15 protein-coding genes are annotated in these 14,921 nt (G+C 72.3%); 5 read left to right on the top strand and 10 right to left on the bottom strand.

Going from position 1 to position 14,921, the window contains the following annotated elements; translation table 11 throughout:
- Positions 1–18: 18 nt before the first annotated feature.
- Positions 19–1,686 carry an apolipoprotein N-acyltransferase gene (gene lnt, locus ACGFIZ_RS20650; protein WP_393421575.1) on the bottom strand — a complete coding sequence of 556 codons (1,668 nt, stop codon included), beginning with the start codon at positions 1,684–1,686 and terminating at the stop codon, positions 19–21.
- Between the two features lie 75 nt (positions 1,687–1,761).
- Here lnt and ACGFIZ_RS20645 point away from each other — a divergent pair, with 75 nt between their 5' ends.
- Positions 1,762–2,349, top strand: a complete 588-nt coding sequence (locus tag ACGFIZ_RS20645; RefSeq protein WP_393421462.1) for a sugar O-acetyltransferase — start codon at positions 1,762–1,764, stop codon at positions 2,347–2,349.
- Between the two features lie 417 nt (positions 2,350–2,766).
- On the opposite strand, the gene ACGFIZ_RS20640 is transcribed toward ACGFIZ_RS20645, so the two are convergent.
- From ACGFIZ_RS20640 to ACGFIZ_RS20615, 6 genes are read right to left on the bottom strand one after another with little or no spacing between them, the layout of a single operon-like run.
- Positions 2,767–4,104, bottom strand: a complete 1,338-nt coding sequence (locus tag ACGFIZ_RS20640) for a glutamate mutase L (protein WP_393421460.1) — start codon at positions 4,102–4,104, stop codon at positions 2,767–2,769.
- Positions 4,101–4,493, bottom strand: coding sequence for a hotdog domain-containing protein (locus ACGFIZ_RS20635; RefSeq protein WP_393421459.1), 393 nt, complete (start codon positions 4,491–4,493; stop codon positions 4,101–4,103). Before ACGFIZ_RS20635 ends, ACGFIZ_RS20640 begins: the two co-directional genes overlap by 4 nt.
- On the bottom strand, positions 4,490–5,251 hold the full coding sequence (locus ACGFIZ_RS20630) for an OAM dimerization domain-containing protein (protein ID WP_393421457.1): 762 nt from the start codon (positions 5,249–5,251) through the stop codon (positions 4,490–4,492). Before ACGFIZ_RS20630 ends, ACGFIZ_RS20635 begins: the two co-directional genes overlap by 4 nt.
- Complete coding sequence (locus ACGFIZ_RS20625) at positions 5,248–6,852, bottom strand: lysine 5,6-aminomutase subunit alpha (RefSeq protein WP_393421573.1); 1,605 nt, start codon at positions 6,850–6,852, stop codon at positions 5,248–5,250. Before ACGFIZ_RS20625 ends, ACGFIZ_RS20630 begins: the two co-directional genes overlap by 4 nt.
- 5 nt (positions 6,853–6,857) lie before the next feature.
- Positions 6,858–8,441: an amidohydrolase gene (locus tag ACGFIZ_RS20620; RefSeq protein WP_393421455.1), complete on the bottom strand. Its 1,584-nt coding sequence runs from the start codon at positions 8,439–8,441 to the stop codon at positions 6,858–6,860.
- 5 nt (positions 8,442–8,446) lie between these two features.
- Positions 8,447–9,556: a zinc-binding alcohol dehydrogenase gene (locus tag ACGFIZ_RS20615; protein ID WP_393421454.1), complete on the bottom strand. Its 1,110-nt coding sequence runs from the start codon at positions 9,554–9,556 to the stop codon at positions 8,447–8,449.
- Between the two features lie 94 nt (positions 9,557–9,650).
- Between ACGFIZ_RS20615 and ACGFIZ_RS20610 the strand changes: the two genes are divergently transcribed.
- The 3 genes from ACGFIZ_RS20610 to ACGFIZ_RS20600 all read left to right on the top strand — a co-directional run bounded on the left by ACGFIZ_RS20610 (position 9,651) and on the right by ACGFIZ_RS20600 (position 12,425).
- Complete coding sequence (locus tag ACGFIZ_RS20610) at positions 9,651–11,057, top strand: KamA family radical SAM protein (protein WP_393421452.1); 1,407 nt, start codon at positions 9,651–9,653, stop codon at positions 11,055–11,057.
- A gap of 250 nt (positions 11,058–11,307) precedes the next feature.
- Positions 11,308–11,460, top strand: a complete 153-nt coding sequence (locus ACGFIZ_RS20605; RefSeq protein WP_393421450.1) for a hypothetical protein — start codon at positions 11,308–11,310, stop codon at positions 11,458–11,460.
- Positions 11,460–12,425, top strand: a complete 966-nt coding sequence (locus tag ACGFIZ_RS20600; RefSeq protein WP_393421448.1) for an N-acetylmuramoyl-L-alanine amidase — start codon at positions 11,460–11,462, stop codon at positions 12,423–12,425. The genes ACGFIZ_RS20605 and ACGFIZ_RS20600 overlap by 1 nt, the downstream gene beginning before the upstream one ends.
- Positions 12,426–12,597: 172 nt before the next feature.
- Here the strand turns inward: ACGFIZ_RS20600 and ACGFIZ_RS20595 are convergent, their stop codons facing one another.
- Both ACGFIZ_RS20595 and ACGFIZ_RS20590 read right to left on the bottom strand, forming a co-directional pair.
- Complete coding sequence (locus ACGFIZ_RS20595; protein WP_393421446.1) at positions 12,598–13,410, bottom strand: class I SAM-dependent methyltransferase; 813 nt, start codon at positions 13,408–13,410, stop codon at positions 12,598–12,600.
- 192 nt (positions 13,411–13,602) lie between these two features.
- The gene (locus tag ACGFIZ_RS20590) at positions 13,603–13,788 is read right to left on the bottom strand and encodes a CsbD family protein (RefSeq protein WP_347668932.1); all 186 of its coding nucleotides are present in this window, start codon (positions 13,786–13,788) and stop codon (positions 13,603–13,605) included.
- 84 nt (positions 13,789–13,872) lie between these two features.
- On the opposite strand from ACGFIZ_RS20590, the gene ACGFIZ_RS20585 reads away from it, so the two are divergent.
- Positions 13,873–14,454, top strand: coding sequence for a histidine phosphatase family protein (locus ACGFIZ_RS20585; RefSeq protein WP_393421444.1), 582 nt, complete (start codon positions 13,873–13,875; stop codon positions 14,452–14,454).
- Here the strand turns inward: ACGFIZ_RS20585 and ACGFIZ_RS20580 are convergent.
- The gene (locus ACGFIZ_RS20580) at positions 14,384–14,890 is read right to left on the bottom strand and encodes an Lrp/AsnC family transcriptional regulator (protein ID WP_393421442.1); all 507 of its coding nucleotides are present in this window, start codon (positions 14,888–14,890) and stop codon (positions 14,384–14,386) included. The genes ACGFIZ_RS20585 and ACGFIZ_RS20580 overlap by 71 nt on opposite strands.
- Positions 14,891–14,921 lie beyond the last annotated feature (31 nt).

The following is a 14,921-nucleotide window of genomic DNA, read 5'->3' as shown; positions in this document are numbered from 1 at the left end:
GGCGTGCGCGCGCCTCCGCTACCCGGGCAGCCGCCGGCGGCGCACCACCACCGACGCGGCCAGGGCCGCGACGGCGAGGCCGGCCAGCACCACCTCCGGCCACACCCCGACGCGGGTGGCCAGGGTGCGCCCGTCACCGAGGCGCAGCTCACGCAGCACCACGGCGCGGGTGTTGAACCCGGTGGCGTCGGATACCCGCCCGTCCGGGGCGACGAACCCGGACACCCCGACCGTGGAGGCCATCAACGACGCACGGCCGTGCTCCACGGCCCGCAGCCGCACCATCGCCAACTGCTGGCGGGCCTCGGCCACGTCGAACGTGGCGTTGTTGGTCTGCACGACCAGCAGCTGCGCCCCGCCGGTGACGGTGTCGCGGACGAGACCGTCGTAGGCCACCTCGAAGCAGATCACCTCGCCGAGCACCGCCGGACCGGCGTCGACGACGCCCACCCGGTCGCCGGCCACGAAGTCGTTGCGGATCCGGTCGACCTGCTTGCTGACCATGCGGGCGACGCCGCGCAGCGGCACGTACTCGGCGAACGGCACCGGGTGCCGCTTGACGTACAGCTGCTCCAGGTCCGGGCCGGCGCCGGGCCGCCACAGGATGCCGGCGTTGCGGACGTGCTCACCGGGGCCCAGCAGCAGCGCCCCGACGAGGATGGGCGCGCGCACCGCGTCGGCGGCCCGGCTGATCGACTCCCCGGCCACCGGGTCGCGCAGCGGGTCGATGTCGCTGGCGTTCTCCGGCCACACCACCAGGTCCGGCTGGGGTCGGGAGCCCGCGGCGACCTGCGCCGCCAGGTCGAGGGTGGCCCGCACATGGTTGTCGAGCACCGCCCGCCGCTGGGCGTTGAAGTCCAGGCCGAGGCGCGGCACGTTGCCCTGCACCACGGCGACGGTGACACCACGGCCGGAGCCGCCGGCGACACCGACGGGCACCAGCAGCCCGACGGCGAACACGGCCACCACGCCCACCGCGGGCGCCACCGCCCACACCCGGCCGGCGCCGCGCCAGGGCCGCCACGCGGCGGTCACCAGCAGCCCACCGGCCACGGCGACGGCGAACGTCACCAGCGGCGCCCCACCGACCGCGGCCAGCCGCAGCGCCGGCGACTCGTCCTGGCTGAACGCCAGCCGCCCCCACGGGAACCCACCGAACGGGGTGCGCGACCGCAGCGCCTCCTGCCCCACCCACAGCAGCCCCGTCACCACCGGCCACGACCACCGCCACCGGTCGACAAGCGGCGAGCCGTACGCCGCCGCGGCCCCCAGCAGCGCCAGATACCCCGCCTGCGACAACGACAACAGCACCCACGGCAGGTAGCCGGTGTGCAGGTTCGTCCAGGCCAGCAGCGGCGCGAACACCGCCACCCCGGCCAGGAACCCCAACCCGGCGCCGGCGCGCAACCGACGCCGGTGCACGGCCGCGGCCAGCAACGCCACCCCGACCGCCGCGCCGGGCCACACCCCGTACGGGGGGAACGCGACCAGCAGCGCCAGCCCGGCCGCCACGGCCAGCGGCACGGCCACCCGCAGCGGCAGCGGACGCGGCCCCACCGGGGACGCGGCGGCCTCGCGCGCCGGATTCTGCTCGACGGTCGTCACCGGCACCTCACCTACGATCACACCGCCGAAGGCTACCCGGCCACGGCCGTTGCGGGCAGCCGCCGCCCGGGCCGCGCCCACGGTCCGTCGCACGCGCGGACGGATGCCGCGGCGTCGCCACCGCCCACCCCACCGTCCATCGGTACGGTCGTACCCATGACGCCCGAGCTGGACGGCCGCTCCATGCGCGAGCGGATGCTCGCCGGGGACCCGTACCTCGCCGACGACCCGGAACTGGTCGAGCTGCACCTGCGCGCCATGGACCTGACCGAGGCGTTCAACGCCACGTCGGCCCGGGATCCGCAACGGCGGCACCGGCTGCTCACCCACCTGCTCGGCGCGATCGGCGCGGACACCGAGATCCGGCCGCCGCTGCGGGTCGACTACGGCAGCCACATCCGCATCGGCGCCCGGTCGTTCGTCAACTTCGGTCTCGTCGCCCTCGACGTCGCGCCGATCACCATCGGCGACGACGTGCAGATCGGCACGAACGTGCAACTGCTCACCCCGACGCACCCGGTGGACCCCGAGTCCCGCCGGGCGAAATGGGAGGCCGCGAAACCGATCACCGTCGGCGACAACGTGTGGCTGGGCAGCGGGACGATCGTCCTGGCCGGCGTCACCATCGGGAACAACACCGTCGTCGGCGCCGGCGCGGTGGTCACCCGGGACCTCCCGGCGAACGTCGTCGCCGTCGGCAACCCCGCCAGCGTGGCCCGCACGACCGCACCGGACGCGACATGAACGGACCCACCGGCCGGGCCGGCCCCTGGACGAAAATCGGGGCACGGCGTACGCCGTGCCCCGATGCTCCCAGGCCCTCCCCGGCCGGTGGGGCGAGGATCAGGCACGCCGACCTTCGGACCGACCTGACGGTGGACTGGCTGCCCCCGCCCGGCCGTTGTCTACTGGCCGTGCACCTCACCCTGCCCGTACACCGGTAACCGTGGCCGGTTCGCGCCGCCCCGCCGACCCCCGCCCGCTGGACCTGGCCGCCGTAACCCGACAAAAAGGTCACTCGGCCAGCGGACGAAGGGACGAAGCGAACAACAGCCACTTCCCGTAGTAGGACTCAAAGACGGTACGCGCTGCACCGGGGGCCCTGTCAACCCGCCCCCGGCCTGTCGCCCAACCCCGCACGGCGTGTCGCGTCGGCGTGTCTCACCCCGCCAGCAGGTGCCGGCGCAGCAGCGCCCCCGCCGCCCGCGGCTGCTCCGCCGCCAGCAAACCCCCAGCGGCCAGCACATAGTCCACGTCCACCACCGCGCGGGCGTCCCGGGGCACCGGCCACCCCCCGGCGTGGTCGGTCAACACCGCCTCCAGCACCACCGCCGCGTCCACGCTCGGAGCGTGACGCAGCACACCCCCCGACCCGACGAGCAGCCGCACGTCCCGCAGATCCCGGCCGTCCCGCTCCCCCGTCGCCCCGCCCCGGGCATGCCGGCGCACCGCCACCGTCGCCGCGAGCGCGGCGATCCGCCCGTCCACCGCCCGACCGGCCGCATCCACCGGCAGGAACCCCGGATCCGCGGCCCGCACCGCCGCCGCCGCACCCAGAATGTCCTGCTCACCCGCCGCCAGCAGCCGCTCCTCGACCGCCGCCCGCACCACCCCCGGGGCGCTCCACCGCATCCCCAGATCCCCCTCCACCGTGCGCGCCCGCCACAGCGACCCCGCCACCTGCCGACCCGGGCCGCTGTCCCGCTCGTCCGGCGTCAGCACCGAGTACACGTCCGTGGTCGCCCCACCCACGTCCACCACCACCAGGTCACCGCCGACCACATCCGCCAGGACCTCCACCCCCGTCAGCACCGCGTCCGGGGTCGCCGCCCGCACCAGCCGCGCGAACCGCGACCCCCGCGACAACCGCTTCCCGCCGATCACATGCCGCAGGAACACCTCCCGGATCGCCGCCCGCGCCGACGCCGGCGCCAGCACCCCGATACGCGGCAGCACATTGTCCGCCGCCGTCACCGGCACCCCCGCACCCGCCAGCACCGCGTGCAGCTCGTCGCGGACGTCGACGTTGCCCGCCAGGACCACCGGCACCCGCCACCGCGCCCGCGCCAACCGCGTCGCGTTGTGCGTCAGCACCTCGGCGTCCCCACCGTCGGTGCCGCCCACCAGCAGCACCACGTCCGGGCGGGCCGCCCGCAACGCCGCCACGTCCGCCCCGGCCAGCCTGCCCGCGGCCACGTGCACCACGTTCGCCCCCGCCGACAACCCCACCCGCCGGCCCGCCTGCGCCGTCACCAGCTGCTCGTAGCCGACCACCGCCAGCCGCAGCCCCCCACCCGCCGACGAACACACGTACCACGGCACGTCACGCACCCCCAGCCCCGCGGTCGCCGCCGCGACCGCCGCGTCCAGGCCGTGCAGCACGTCCGTGCCCACCGTCGTCGGCGCCGACGCCGCCGCCACCAGCCGGCCCCCGTCCAGGTCCACCACCGCCGCCTTCGTGTACGTCGACCCGACGTCCGCGCAGACCGCGACGCTCACGCCCGAGCCGGCACGACCACCGTGCCCGTCGCCGTCACCGCCACGACCGGCTCCGCGAGCACCTCCGCCGCCGACTCACCCTTGTCCGGGCGACCCCGGCACACCACCCGCGCCACGAAGTCGATCGTGCGACTACGGGTGCCCACCCGCGTCACCGTCGCCGTCACCTCCAGCACGTCACCCGCCCGCATCGGCGCCCGGAACTGCACATCCGAGTACGACGCGAACAACCCCTCGTCCCCGTCGGTACGGATACACACCTCCGTCGCCACGTCCCCGAACAACCCCAACGCGTACGCCCCATCCACCAGGTTCCCCGCGTAATGCGCATGCGAGTACGGCACATACCGCCGGTGGACGACCGTCAAACCGACCCGGGAATCACTCATGCCTTCGCCCTCTTGCTCGTGATCAACGCGTGCACCAGGAAGCTGGCCACCTCACCCGGGGTGGTGCCCCGACCGAAGATCCGATCCACCCCCAACTCCGCCGCCATCGTCTCGTCGAACCGCGGCCCACCCACGATCAACAACGGCCGCCTACCGGCCGGCAACGCCTCCCGGAACGCCGCCGACATCTCCCGCGTGTTGTGCAGATGCGCGTCCCGCTGCGTCACCACCTGCGACACCAACACCGCGTCCGCCCGCTCCACCCGGGCCGCCTCCACCAGATCCGGCACACTCACCTGCGCCCCCAGATTGGTGACCTTCAACTCCCGGTAGTACTCCAGGCCCTTCTCCCCGGCGATGCCCTTCACGTTCAGGATCGCGTCGATGCCCACCGTGTGCGCGTCCGTGCCGATACACGCCCCCACCACCGACAACTTCCGCCGCAACCGCTGCCGCACCACCGCGTTGACCTCCTTGGCCGACAGCAACGGAAAATCCCGCTCCACCACCTGCACCGCGGAAAGGTCCACCAGATGGTTCACCCGCCCGTACACCACGAAGAACGTGAACCCGTCACCCATCTGCTTCGCGTGCACCAGCATCGCCGGATCGATGCCCATCCTGTTCGCCAACTGCACCGCCGCACCCTCGGCCCGCTTGTCGTGCGGCACCGGCAGCGTGAACGACACCTGCACCATCCCGTCACCGGTGGTGTCCCCGTACGGCCGGACGATCTTCTTCTCCACCCCCGCCGTCACGCCCGAGCCACCCCTTCGCTCACGACCGCGGCACCCGCACCCGCCGGCACCGCCTCCAGGATCTCCGTCGCCGGGTTGTAGTAGTCCGCCTCGTGCCGCGCCACCCCGTCCAAGCCCTTACCCCGATCCGCCGGCCGCCGCATGATCCCGAACGTGCCCTCCGCGATCGCCGTCAACAACGACTGCTCACCGATACGCTCCAGCAACTCCACCGCCTCACCGAGCACCCGGTGCGCCCGCTGCTGGATGAACCCGCCCGGCGCCGGCACGAAATCCTCGTGCAACCCACCCGCCGCACCCAACACGTACCGCACGTTCTGCAACGCGATGTCCCGGTCCGACAACCACGGCGTCACCACCGCCTCGGTCATCATCCCCACCAGCAGGATCCCCTGCCCCGTCATCGTGCCCACCAGATTGAAGAACCCATCCAGCAGGTTCCCCCGGAACACATCCCCCGTCATGTGCTTCGTCGGCGGCATCCACTTCAACGGCGCCTCCGGAAACAACTCCCGCGCCAACAACGCATGCGCCAACTCCAGACGGAACGACTCCGGCACATCCGGATTGATCTCGAACGCGTGCCCCAACCCCAACTGCCAGTCCGCCAACCCCGCCTCATGGGCGAAGAACTCGTTCAACAGCTGCGACACCGTCACCGTGTGCGCCTCGTCCACCGCATCCGCAGTGGTCAGATAATTGTCCTCACCCGTGTTGATGATGATCCCCGCCCGCGCGTGCACCTGCCGCGAGAACCGCTGATCCACGAACGTACGGATCGGATTGATGTCCCGGAACAAAATCCCGTACATCGAATCGTTGAGCATCATGTCCAACCGCTCCAGACCCGCCAGCGTCGCCATCTCCGGCATGCACAACCCCGACGCGTAGTTCGTCAACCGCACATACCGGCCCAACTCCCGCGACGAGGAATCCAACGCCGCCCGCATCAACCGGAAGTTCTCCTGCGTCGCGTACGTCCCCGCGAACCCCTCCCGCGTCGCCCCCTCCGGCACATAGTCCAACAACGACTGCCCCGTCGACCGGATCACCGCGATCACATCCGCACCCGCCCGCGCCGCCGCCTGCGCCTGCGGAATGTCCTCATAGATGTCACCCGTCGCCACGATCAGATAGATCCACGGCCGCTGCCGCGGATCCCCGTACCGCCGCACCAGCCGCTCCCGCTCCACCCGGCGCCGGTCGATCACCCGCACACCCGCGGCGACCGCCCTCCGCGCGGCCCTGCGCGCCGCCGTCGCCGCCCTCCCCGACGGCACCTCGAACCGCACCGAACCCGCCGCCGCCTTCTGCGCCAGCAACGACACATCCGTCAGGCCCTCCCGGGCCAGCGCGTCGAACACCGGCGCCGCCACCCCGTGCCCCAACCCGACGTCCGCCACCACCGCGTCCACCAGCCGGTTCACCCACGGAATCCCATCCGGATCCGCGCCGGTCACCCCCGCCAGCCGCAGCACCGCCCGCTCCACCGACACCGTCGTGTGGCTACGCGCCAGATCCACCACCGGCCGCCCCGCGCGGCGCGCCAACTCCCGCGCCCGCGCCACCAGCGCCGGATCCAGGTCAAGCTTGCCCGTCAAAGCCGTCACAGACCTTCCTCGTAGATCACGTCACCCCGCAGCACCGTCGCCCGGCACACCGGCAACGGCGTCGGATCCTCCGCACCCCGCAACTCCGGGTCGTCGGCCTGCAACACCGGCAAACCCCGCTGCACCCCCGCCGGCGTCGACCACACCGCGAACGTCGCCGCCGCCCCCAACGCCAACACACCCTCACCGTCACGGTGCACCGCCCGCCACCCACCCCGGGTGTGCGCCGCGAACGCCGCCCGCTCACTCATCCGCTGCACCGGATTGTGATGCGCCGCCGCCGCCCGCACCGAACCCCACGGATCCAACGGCGTCACCGGCGAATCCGACCCGAACGCCAACGTCACCCCCACCGAGTGCATCGCACCCATCGGATTCGACTCCAACGACCGCGCCAACCCCAACCGCGACTCGTACATCCGACCCGCCCCACCCCACAACCGGTCGAACGCCGGCTGCATCGACGCCACGACCCCGAACTCAACGAACCCCGCGATCAACCGCCGGCTCATGATCTCCGCGTGCTCCACCCGGTGCCGCGCCGCCCGCAACCGGTCCAGACCCACCCGCTCCGCCGCCGCCGCAAGCCCCTCCAACACCGTGGAGATCGCCGCGTCACCAATCGCGTGGAACCCGCCCTGCATCCCGTGCGCCGCGCAGTCCACCAGATGATCACGCACCTGCTCCGCCGACAGATAGCCGTGCCCGCACACCCCCGGCTCGCCATCCAGGTACGCCCCCGACACGTGCGCCGTCCGCGACCCCAACGCCCCGTCCGCGAACAGGTCACCACCCGCCCCGACCGCACCCAACTCCCGGGCCCGCGCCGCGCCCCCCAACTCACCCCAGTACCCGTATACCTCCGGCACCCCGTCCCCCGAGACACCCAACAGATCCGTGAAATCCTCCTCGTCGGAGATCCCCGGCCCACCACACTCGTGCACCGCCGCGATCCCCAACGACGCCGCCTGCTCCAGGGCCCGCCGCTGCGCCGCGACCCGCTGCGCCCGCGTCACCGACGCGAACGCCACCGCACGCACCACGTGGTGCGCGTCCCGCCGCAACCAACCCGACCCGTCGAACCCGGCCGCCGCCGCCGCGTCCGGACACGCCGCCAACAACGCCCCCGACACCAACGCCGAATGGATCGACGCCTGCGACAGATACACCCGCCGCCCACCGGCCGCCCGATCCAACTCCTCCGCCCCCGGCGGCACCGGCCGCGACCACGTCGAATCGTCCCAACCGTGCCCCAACACCACCGCATCCGCCGGCAGCCCCGCCGCGAACGCCGCCACCGCGTCCAACAACTCCCCGGCCGACCGCACCCCCGACAGGTCCAACCCCGACAGAGCCAGACCCGTGTCCGTCGCGTGCACATGCGCGTCCACGAACGCCGGCGTCACCAGCGCCCCACCCAACTCCACCACCCGATCGGCGACCGGCGCATCCGCGTTCGACCCCAACCAGGCGATCCGACCATCCCGCACCAGCAGGGCCGTCGCACTCGGATCAGCAGGACAGTGCAGCACGCCACCGCGATACAGGACCGCCGGACGCGTCGTCGAGGGATTCGTCATGACACTCAGTCTGCCGCCAGCCGCGCCTCGAACAACGCACGCACCCCCGGCTCGCCGCGCAGCAACTCCAACGCCAACTCCGCGTGCCCCGGCACGTACCCGTTACCCACCAGCATCGTCACGTCCGCCGCCAGACCCTCCGCGCCCAACGCCGCCGCCGCGAAACTCGTCGCCATCGAGAAGAAGACCACCGTGCCGCCGTCCGCCGTCGCCAGCACCGCCCCGTGCTCACAACCCGGCACGTCCACGCACACCACCGTCACATCCGCCGGCGCCCCCAACGCCGACGTCACCGCCGACGACAACGCCACCGGATCACGCGCGTCCGCCAACGCCACCTGCGACGCCAACCCAGCCGCCACCAGCGCATCCCGCTCCGCCGCCACCGGCACCACCCCGACCGTACGACCCGCGCCCGCCCGCCGCGCCGCCGCCAATGACAACGACCCGCTCTTACCCGCCCCGCCGATCACCGCCACCGTCACCGGCCGCGGATCGCCAGCCCGCTCCCGCCGCGCCACATGCTCCGCCACCACCCGCGCCGTCAACGCCGGCGCCCCGCACACGTCCAGCACCGCCAGGGACAACTCCGGGTGCAGGTCCGCCGGCAGCACCGCCGCGATCGACCGCGCGAACAAGATCGCGTACCCGTCGCACGGCACCTGCTCGCTGCGCCCGTCCCAGCGCGCCAGGCCGTCGGTGATCGTCAGCGGCGTCAACGTCAGCGACACCAGCGTCGCCACCCGATCCCCGGGCCGCAGCCCCAGCGGGGACTGCCGGCCCGCCTCGTCGACCGTGCCGATCAGCATCCCGCCCGAGCCGGTAACCGGGTTCTGCATCTTCCCCCGCGTGGAGACGATCTCCAGGACCTCGGCGCGGACCTTCTCGCCGTCCCCGCCGTGCTTCTCCGACAACTGTCGGAAACTCGCCGCGTCCAGGTTCAGCCGCTCCACCCGGATGCGCACCTCGTTCGGCGCGATCGCCGGGTCGGCATCCAGCCGCCAAGCCGCCTGCGGCAGCACCCCCGCCGGTTCCACGACGCGGTGCAGACCCACCGGTGACGTCACGCCGACCTCCCCTGTCCAGCCGCCCGAAGCCCTGGCCAGGGCTCGCATCGCGGGAAAACTTCCGGCAGACTAATTTTTTCACCGGATATTTTCCAGTAGCCTACGGGCCGCCGATCACAAGCACACGCACCGAGGAGGGGCCGTGACCCAGACCCGACCGGCTGAGACCATGCCTCAGCCCCGTCACGCCCCGGCCGCCGCGGCGACCGCCGGGCAGCCGTACGAGTACCACCGCAGCCCCCTGGTCGAACCCGACTGGACCCGCTTCCCCGGCTGGCGCCACGTCACCCGCGAGCAGTGGGAGAACGCCCAGTGGCAGCGCGCCAACTGCGTCAAGAACATCAAGCAGCTGCGCACCGTCCTCGGCGACGGAGTGGACGAGACCTTCTACGCCGACCTCGAGGCCGACCAGAAGGCCCTGGCCACCATGTCCATGCTGGTGCCCCCACAGATGCTCAACACCATGGTCCCGTTCGAACCCATGAGCACCGAGGCGTTCCTCGCCGACCCCGTGCGGCGCTACATGATCCCCGTCGCCTCCGACCGGCGCACCGACTGGCCCTCCCACCCGTACGCCAGCCGCGACTCCCTCCACGAGCACGACATGTGGGTCGCCGAGGGCCTCACCCACCGCTACCCCACCAAGGTCCTCGCCGAACTGCTGTCCACCTGCCCGCAGTACTGCGGCCACTGCACCCGCATGGACCTCGTCGGCAACTCCACCCCCGCCGTCGACAAGCTCAAGCTCACGCTCAAGCCCGTCGACCGCTACGACGCCCACATCAGCTACCTCAGGGCCCACCCCGGCGTCCGCGACATCGTCGTCTCCGGCGGCGACGTGGCCAACGTCCCGTGGAAGAACCTCGAGTCGTACCTGATGCGGCTGCTGGAGATCGAGACCATCCGCGACATCCGGCTCGCCACCAAGGCCCTCATGGGCCTACCCCAGCACTGGCTGCAGCCCGACGTCGTCGAGGGCCTGGAGCGCGTCGCCCGCACCGCCGCCCGCCGCGGCGTCAACCTGGCCATCCACACCCACGTCAACCACCGGCAGTCGATCACCCCGCTGGTCGCCCGGGCCGCCCAGACCGCCCTCGACGTCGGCGTCCGCGACGTACGCAACCAGGGCGTGCTCATGCGCGGCGTCAACGCCACCAGCGCCGACCTGCTCGACCTGTGCTTCGCGCTGCAGGGCGAGGCGGGAATCCTGCCGTACTACTTCTACATGTGCGACATGATCCCCAACGCCGAGCACTGGCGCGTCCCCGTCTGGCACGCCCAGCAGCTCCAGCACGACATCATGGGCTACCTGCCCGGCTACGCCACCCCGCGCATCGTCTGCGACGTGCCCTTCGTCGGCAAGCGCTGGGTGCACATGCTCACCGAGTACGACCGGGAGCTGGGCATCTCGTACTGGACGAAGAACTACCGCACCTCCATCGAGTCCGCCGACCTGGCGGCGCTCGACAAGCGTTACGCCTACTACGACCCGATCGACACCCTCCCCGAGACCGGCCAGAAGTGGTGGCACGAGCACCGCAACGACTGACCGTCTCGACGTCGTCGAAGGGCCCTGGGTTTGGCGGGGCCCTTCTTCGTGGGTGGCTTTCGGGTGGGTGTCGGGGCCCACGTCCCGTAATCCGTCCTAGGACACTAGGGGTGGACCGATGGTCGGAAACCTTCAACCTCGGGCATGAACATGAAGGGTCCGACATAGAAGGTCATGACCGTATAGCGTGCCCGTCAACCTCGGTCGCCCGAGCTGGGCACGACCGACGTACGTCGTTGTGAGGAGCGCTGTGACCACTCCCCGATCCCCCCGCCTGCGGCGCCGAGGACTGCTCGGCATCCCGGCCCTGCTGGCCGCCGCCTTCACCGTCACCGCCCGCCCCGCACCGGCAGCCGCCGCCAAGCGGGTCGAGTGCCTCGCCGACCTCATCCAGGAGTCCTGATGGCCACCATCCCCTGGCTGGCCGACGTGCTGCGCGCCGCCGGCGTCCAAGTCGTCGAGGAGGGCGACTGGCGCAACCGGATGCGCCCCGGCGACTTCAACCCCATCGGCGTCCTGTGGCACCACACCGCCGCGACCTCCAGCGCCACCAACCCGCACCCGGCCCTCAACATCTGCATCAACGGCCGCTCCGACCTGCCCGGCCCGCTCTGCCAGGCCCTGGTCGACTACCACGGCGTCTTCCACATCATCTCCGCCGGCCGCGCCAACCACGCCGGTACCGCCCGCGCCAGCGGGCCCATCCCCGCCGGCGACGGCAACACCATGCTGATCGGCTGGGAGATCGACTACAACGGCGTCAGCCAGGAGATGACCGCCGCCCAGTACAACGCCTCCATCGCCGCGACCGCCGCCGTGCTCAAGCAGCTCGGCAAGGACTCCAGCTACGCCCGCGGCCACCGTGAGACCAGCACCACCGGCAAGATCGACCCGTCCTTCATCGACCTGAACGTCATGCGCGCCGACGTCGCGGCCAAGATGTCCGGCGGCACCGCCTGGAGCACCATCGTCGACAACACCACCGCCGGGCGGTTCACCGCCAGCGCCAACTGGGGCGTGTCCTCGTACTCCAGCCAGCGCTACGGCGCCGACTACCGCTACGCCGACCCCGTGGCGGCCAGCGACGCCGCCTGGTACAAGGTCAACATCCCGGCCACCGGCAACTACCGGGTGGACGCCTGGTGGCCCGCCAACGCCGGCTACAACAGCTCCGCCCCGTACGTCATCGCCACCTCCACGGGCAACGTGACCGTGAACGTCGACCAGCGGGCGACCGGCGGACAGTGGCGCAGCCTCGGCACGTTCAACCTGCCCGGCGGCGACGCCAACCGCGTCGGAGTCAGCCGGTGGACCAGCGGCACCGGCCTGATCATCGCCGACGCCATCCGGATCACCCGGGTCTCCTGACCCGAGCTCGGCCGGGGCGGATGCGCGTTCCGCGCCCCGCCCCGGCCGCAGCCCAGCGAGGGGGCCGAGCCGTGAGGGTTGGCAGCTCAGCTACCCGACGCGCCGGGAAAGGTGCCGCTGAGCCGTCAACGATCATGGGCGTTTCGCTCGGTGGCACAACGCCCTCCTGGGCTCACTCGGCGCGTTCTCCGACACGGAGGACGCTCAGGTAGCGGCGGGAAGCGCGGTCGCCCATCCGGGTACGAATGCGCTCGGCGACGGCGTCGAGCAGGGGCTCCCGGACATCGAGAGCGAGCCTGCGGTACGGCGACGTCGAGCGAAGAAGATCGGCGAAGCCGTCCCCGTCGAACCACTGGACGGTCGGGTACCAACGCACGATCGTCGGGCCGAACAAGCTGCCGGGAGCGTCGACCAGTCCCCAGCCCTCGCCGGTGGCGCGCACCTCGTCCTCAAGCGGCGGGTGACCCCAGTCGGGATTTCCGGGAGAGAACCGCTCGTGCAGGTCGGCGGTCTCGGCGTACACCTCCGGCTCCCCCGGCCGGCGGACAACCACGTTGCCGAGCAGCGCCAGCCAGCCTCCGGGACGGAGGACGTCGTGCGCCCGCGGCCAGCCGATCGACGGGTCGACCCAGTGCCACGCCGAGGCAGCCATGAGGACATCGAAGCGCCTGCCACGGTCGTCCCACTCCTCGAACGTCGACGTCTCGATGGTGACGTCGCCGAAGGTGGCAAGCCGTTGGCGAGCGAGTGCGGCCATGTTCGCACCCGGTTCGACGGCGGTCACCGAGCACCCGAGGGTCGCCAGCGGGCGCGTCGCCTGACCGGTGCCGCAGCCCACCTCGAGTACCGACGATCTTCCGTTCATCCCGGTGATGGTGACGAGGTCCGCGAACAGCTCGTCGGGATATCCCGGCCGGACCCGGTCGTAGAGCTCCGGCACCTCGTCGAACACCCGACCGAGGTCACGCCGATCCGGGCCTGCCATCGCACCATTCTGCCGAGACTGTCGCCGAACGCGCCGATCCCGGGCAAGGATACGGACGGTCCGTCGGCACACGCCCCAAGGCGGCCACCCTGACCGATCCCCACCCCATGACCGGGGCCTCCGCCGGCCGGCCCCGGCGCGGACGGCTCGGGCGGGTCCGGGGACTCCCCGGACCCGCCCCTGCTCACCGCGTCACTTCGAGAACTTCTGCCGAGCCTCCTGGCCGGCGCGCTCCGCCGCCTCCCGGCCCCGGGCCTCCTGCTGCTGGGCGGCACCCTCGGCCCGCATCCGCTCGTTGTCGGTGGCGTCGCCGATCCGCTCCTTGGCGGCGCCGGCCATCTGCTGGGCCTTGCTCTTCGCCTTGTCGGTGAAGCTCATCTCGACTCCTCTGCTCCGGCGGTTCCGGGGGCCAACGCCCCTCCCCACCCGCATGCCCGCCCGCTGGGACCGGAAACGCACGCCATGTCGGCGAGATGGCGCCATGCATGCGGCCGGAACATCGCCGTTTCGCCGACATGGCGGGCATACTCCCTACGGCGTCCTAGGAGGCTAGCGGCCCTGACCGGCCGGCGATTCGTCCGGGCGCTGGCCAGCCCGCGCCGGCGGGCGCTGCGCACCGCGCAGCTGGCCGGGGTGGCCGGGGTGACGACCGATCCCGACCTGGCCGAGTGGAACTACGGCGAGTACGAGGGCCGCACCACCGCCGAGGTGCACGAGGACCGCCCGGACTGGAACCTGTGGACCGACGGCTGCCCCGGCGGCGAGTCACCGACCGAGGTGGGCGAGCGGCTCGACCGGGTGCTCGCCCAGGTCACGCCCCTGCTCGCCCGCGGCGACGTCGCCCTCGTCGGCCACGCACACGCCCTACGGGTGCTCGGGGCCCGGTGGATCGGCCTGCCGCCGTCGGCGGGCGGCCGCCTGCGCCTGGACACCGCCACCGTCAGCGTCCTCGGTCACGAGCACGGCCGGCAGGTCATCCTGCGGTGGAACCAGCCGGCTCCCCCGGCGCCCGCGGCCGCCCCCGGGCCGACCGCTCGCCATTGATCTTCGGCGGCCGGTTCTCGTACGGCGTGGACAGCACCACGGTGGTGCGGGTGGTGACGCTCGCGGCGGTGCGGATCTCCTGGAGCAGCCGCTCCAGGTCCGCCGGGCTGGCCACCCGCACCAGCAGCAGGTAGAAGTCCTCCCCCGCCACCGAGTAGCAGGAGTCGATCTCTGGCAGGTGGGCCAGCCGCTCCGGGGCGTCGTCCGGCTGCGACGGGTCGAACGGCCGGATCGCCACGAACGCGGTCAGCGGCAGGTCCAGCGCCTCGAAGGAGACCCGGGCGCCGTACCCCCTGATCACCCCGCGCTGCTCCAGCCGGCGGACCCGCTGGTGCACCGCGGACACCGACAGACCCACCTTCTCCGCCAGATCCGTGTACGACAGCCGCCCGTCGGCAGTCAGCGCCGCGACGATGGCCCGGTCGATCTCCTCCACGGCGTGCAACCTACCGGGAAACACGCCGTTA

The organism is Micromonospora sp. NPDC048830 (assembly GCF_043198215.1).
Lineage (GTDB): Bacteria > Actinomycetota > Actinomycetes > Mycobacteriales > Micromonosporaceae > Micromonospora.
The sequence above is the reverse complement of the archived record's forward strand: the minus strand, read 5'-3'. Positions and strand labels throughout refer to the sequence as shown.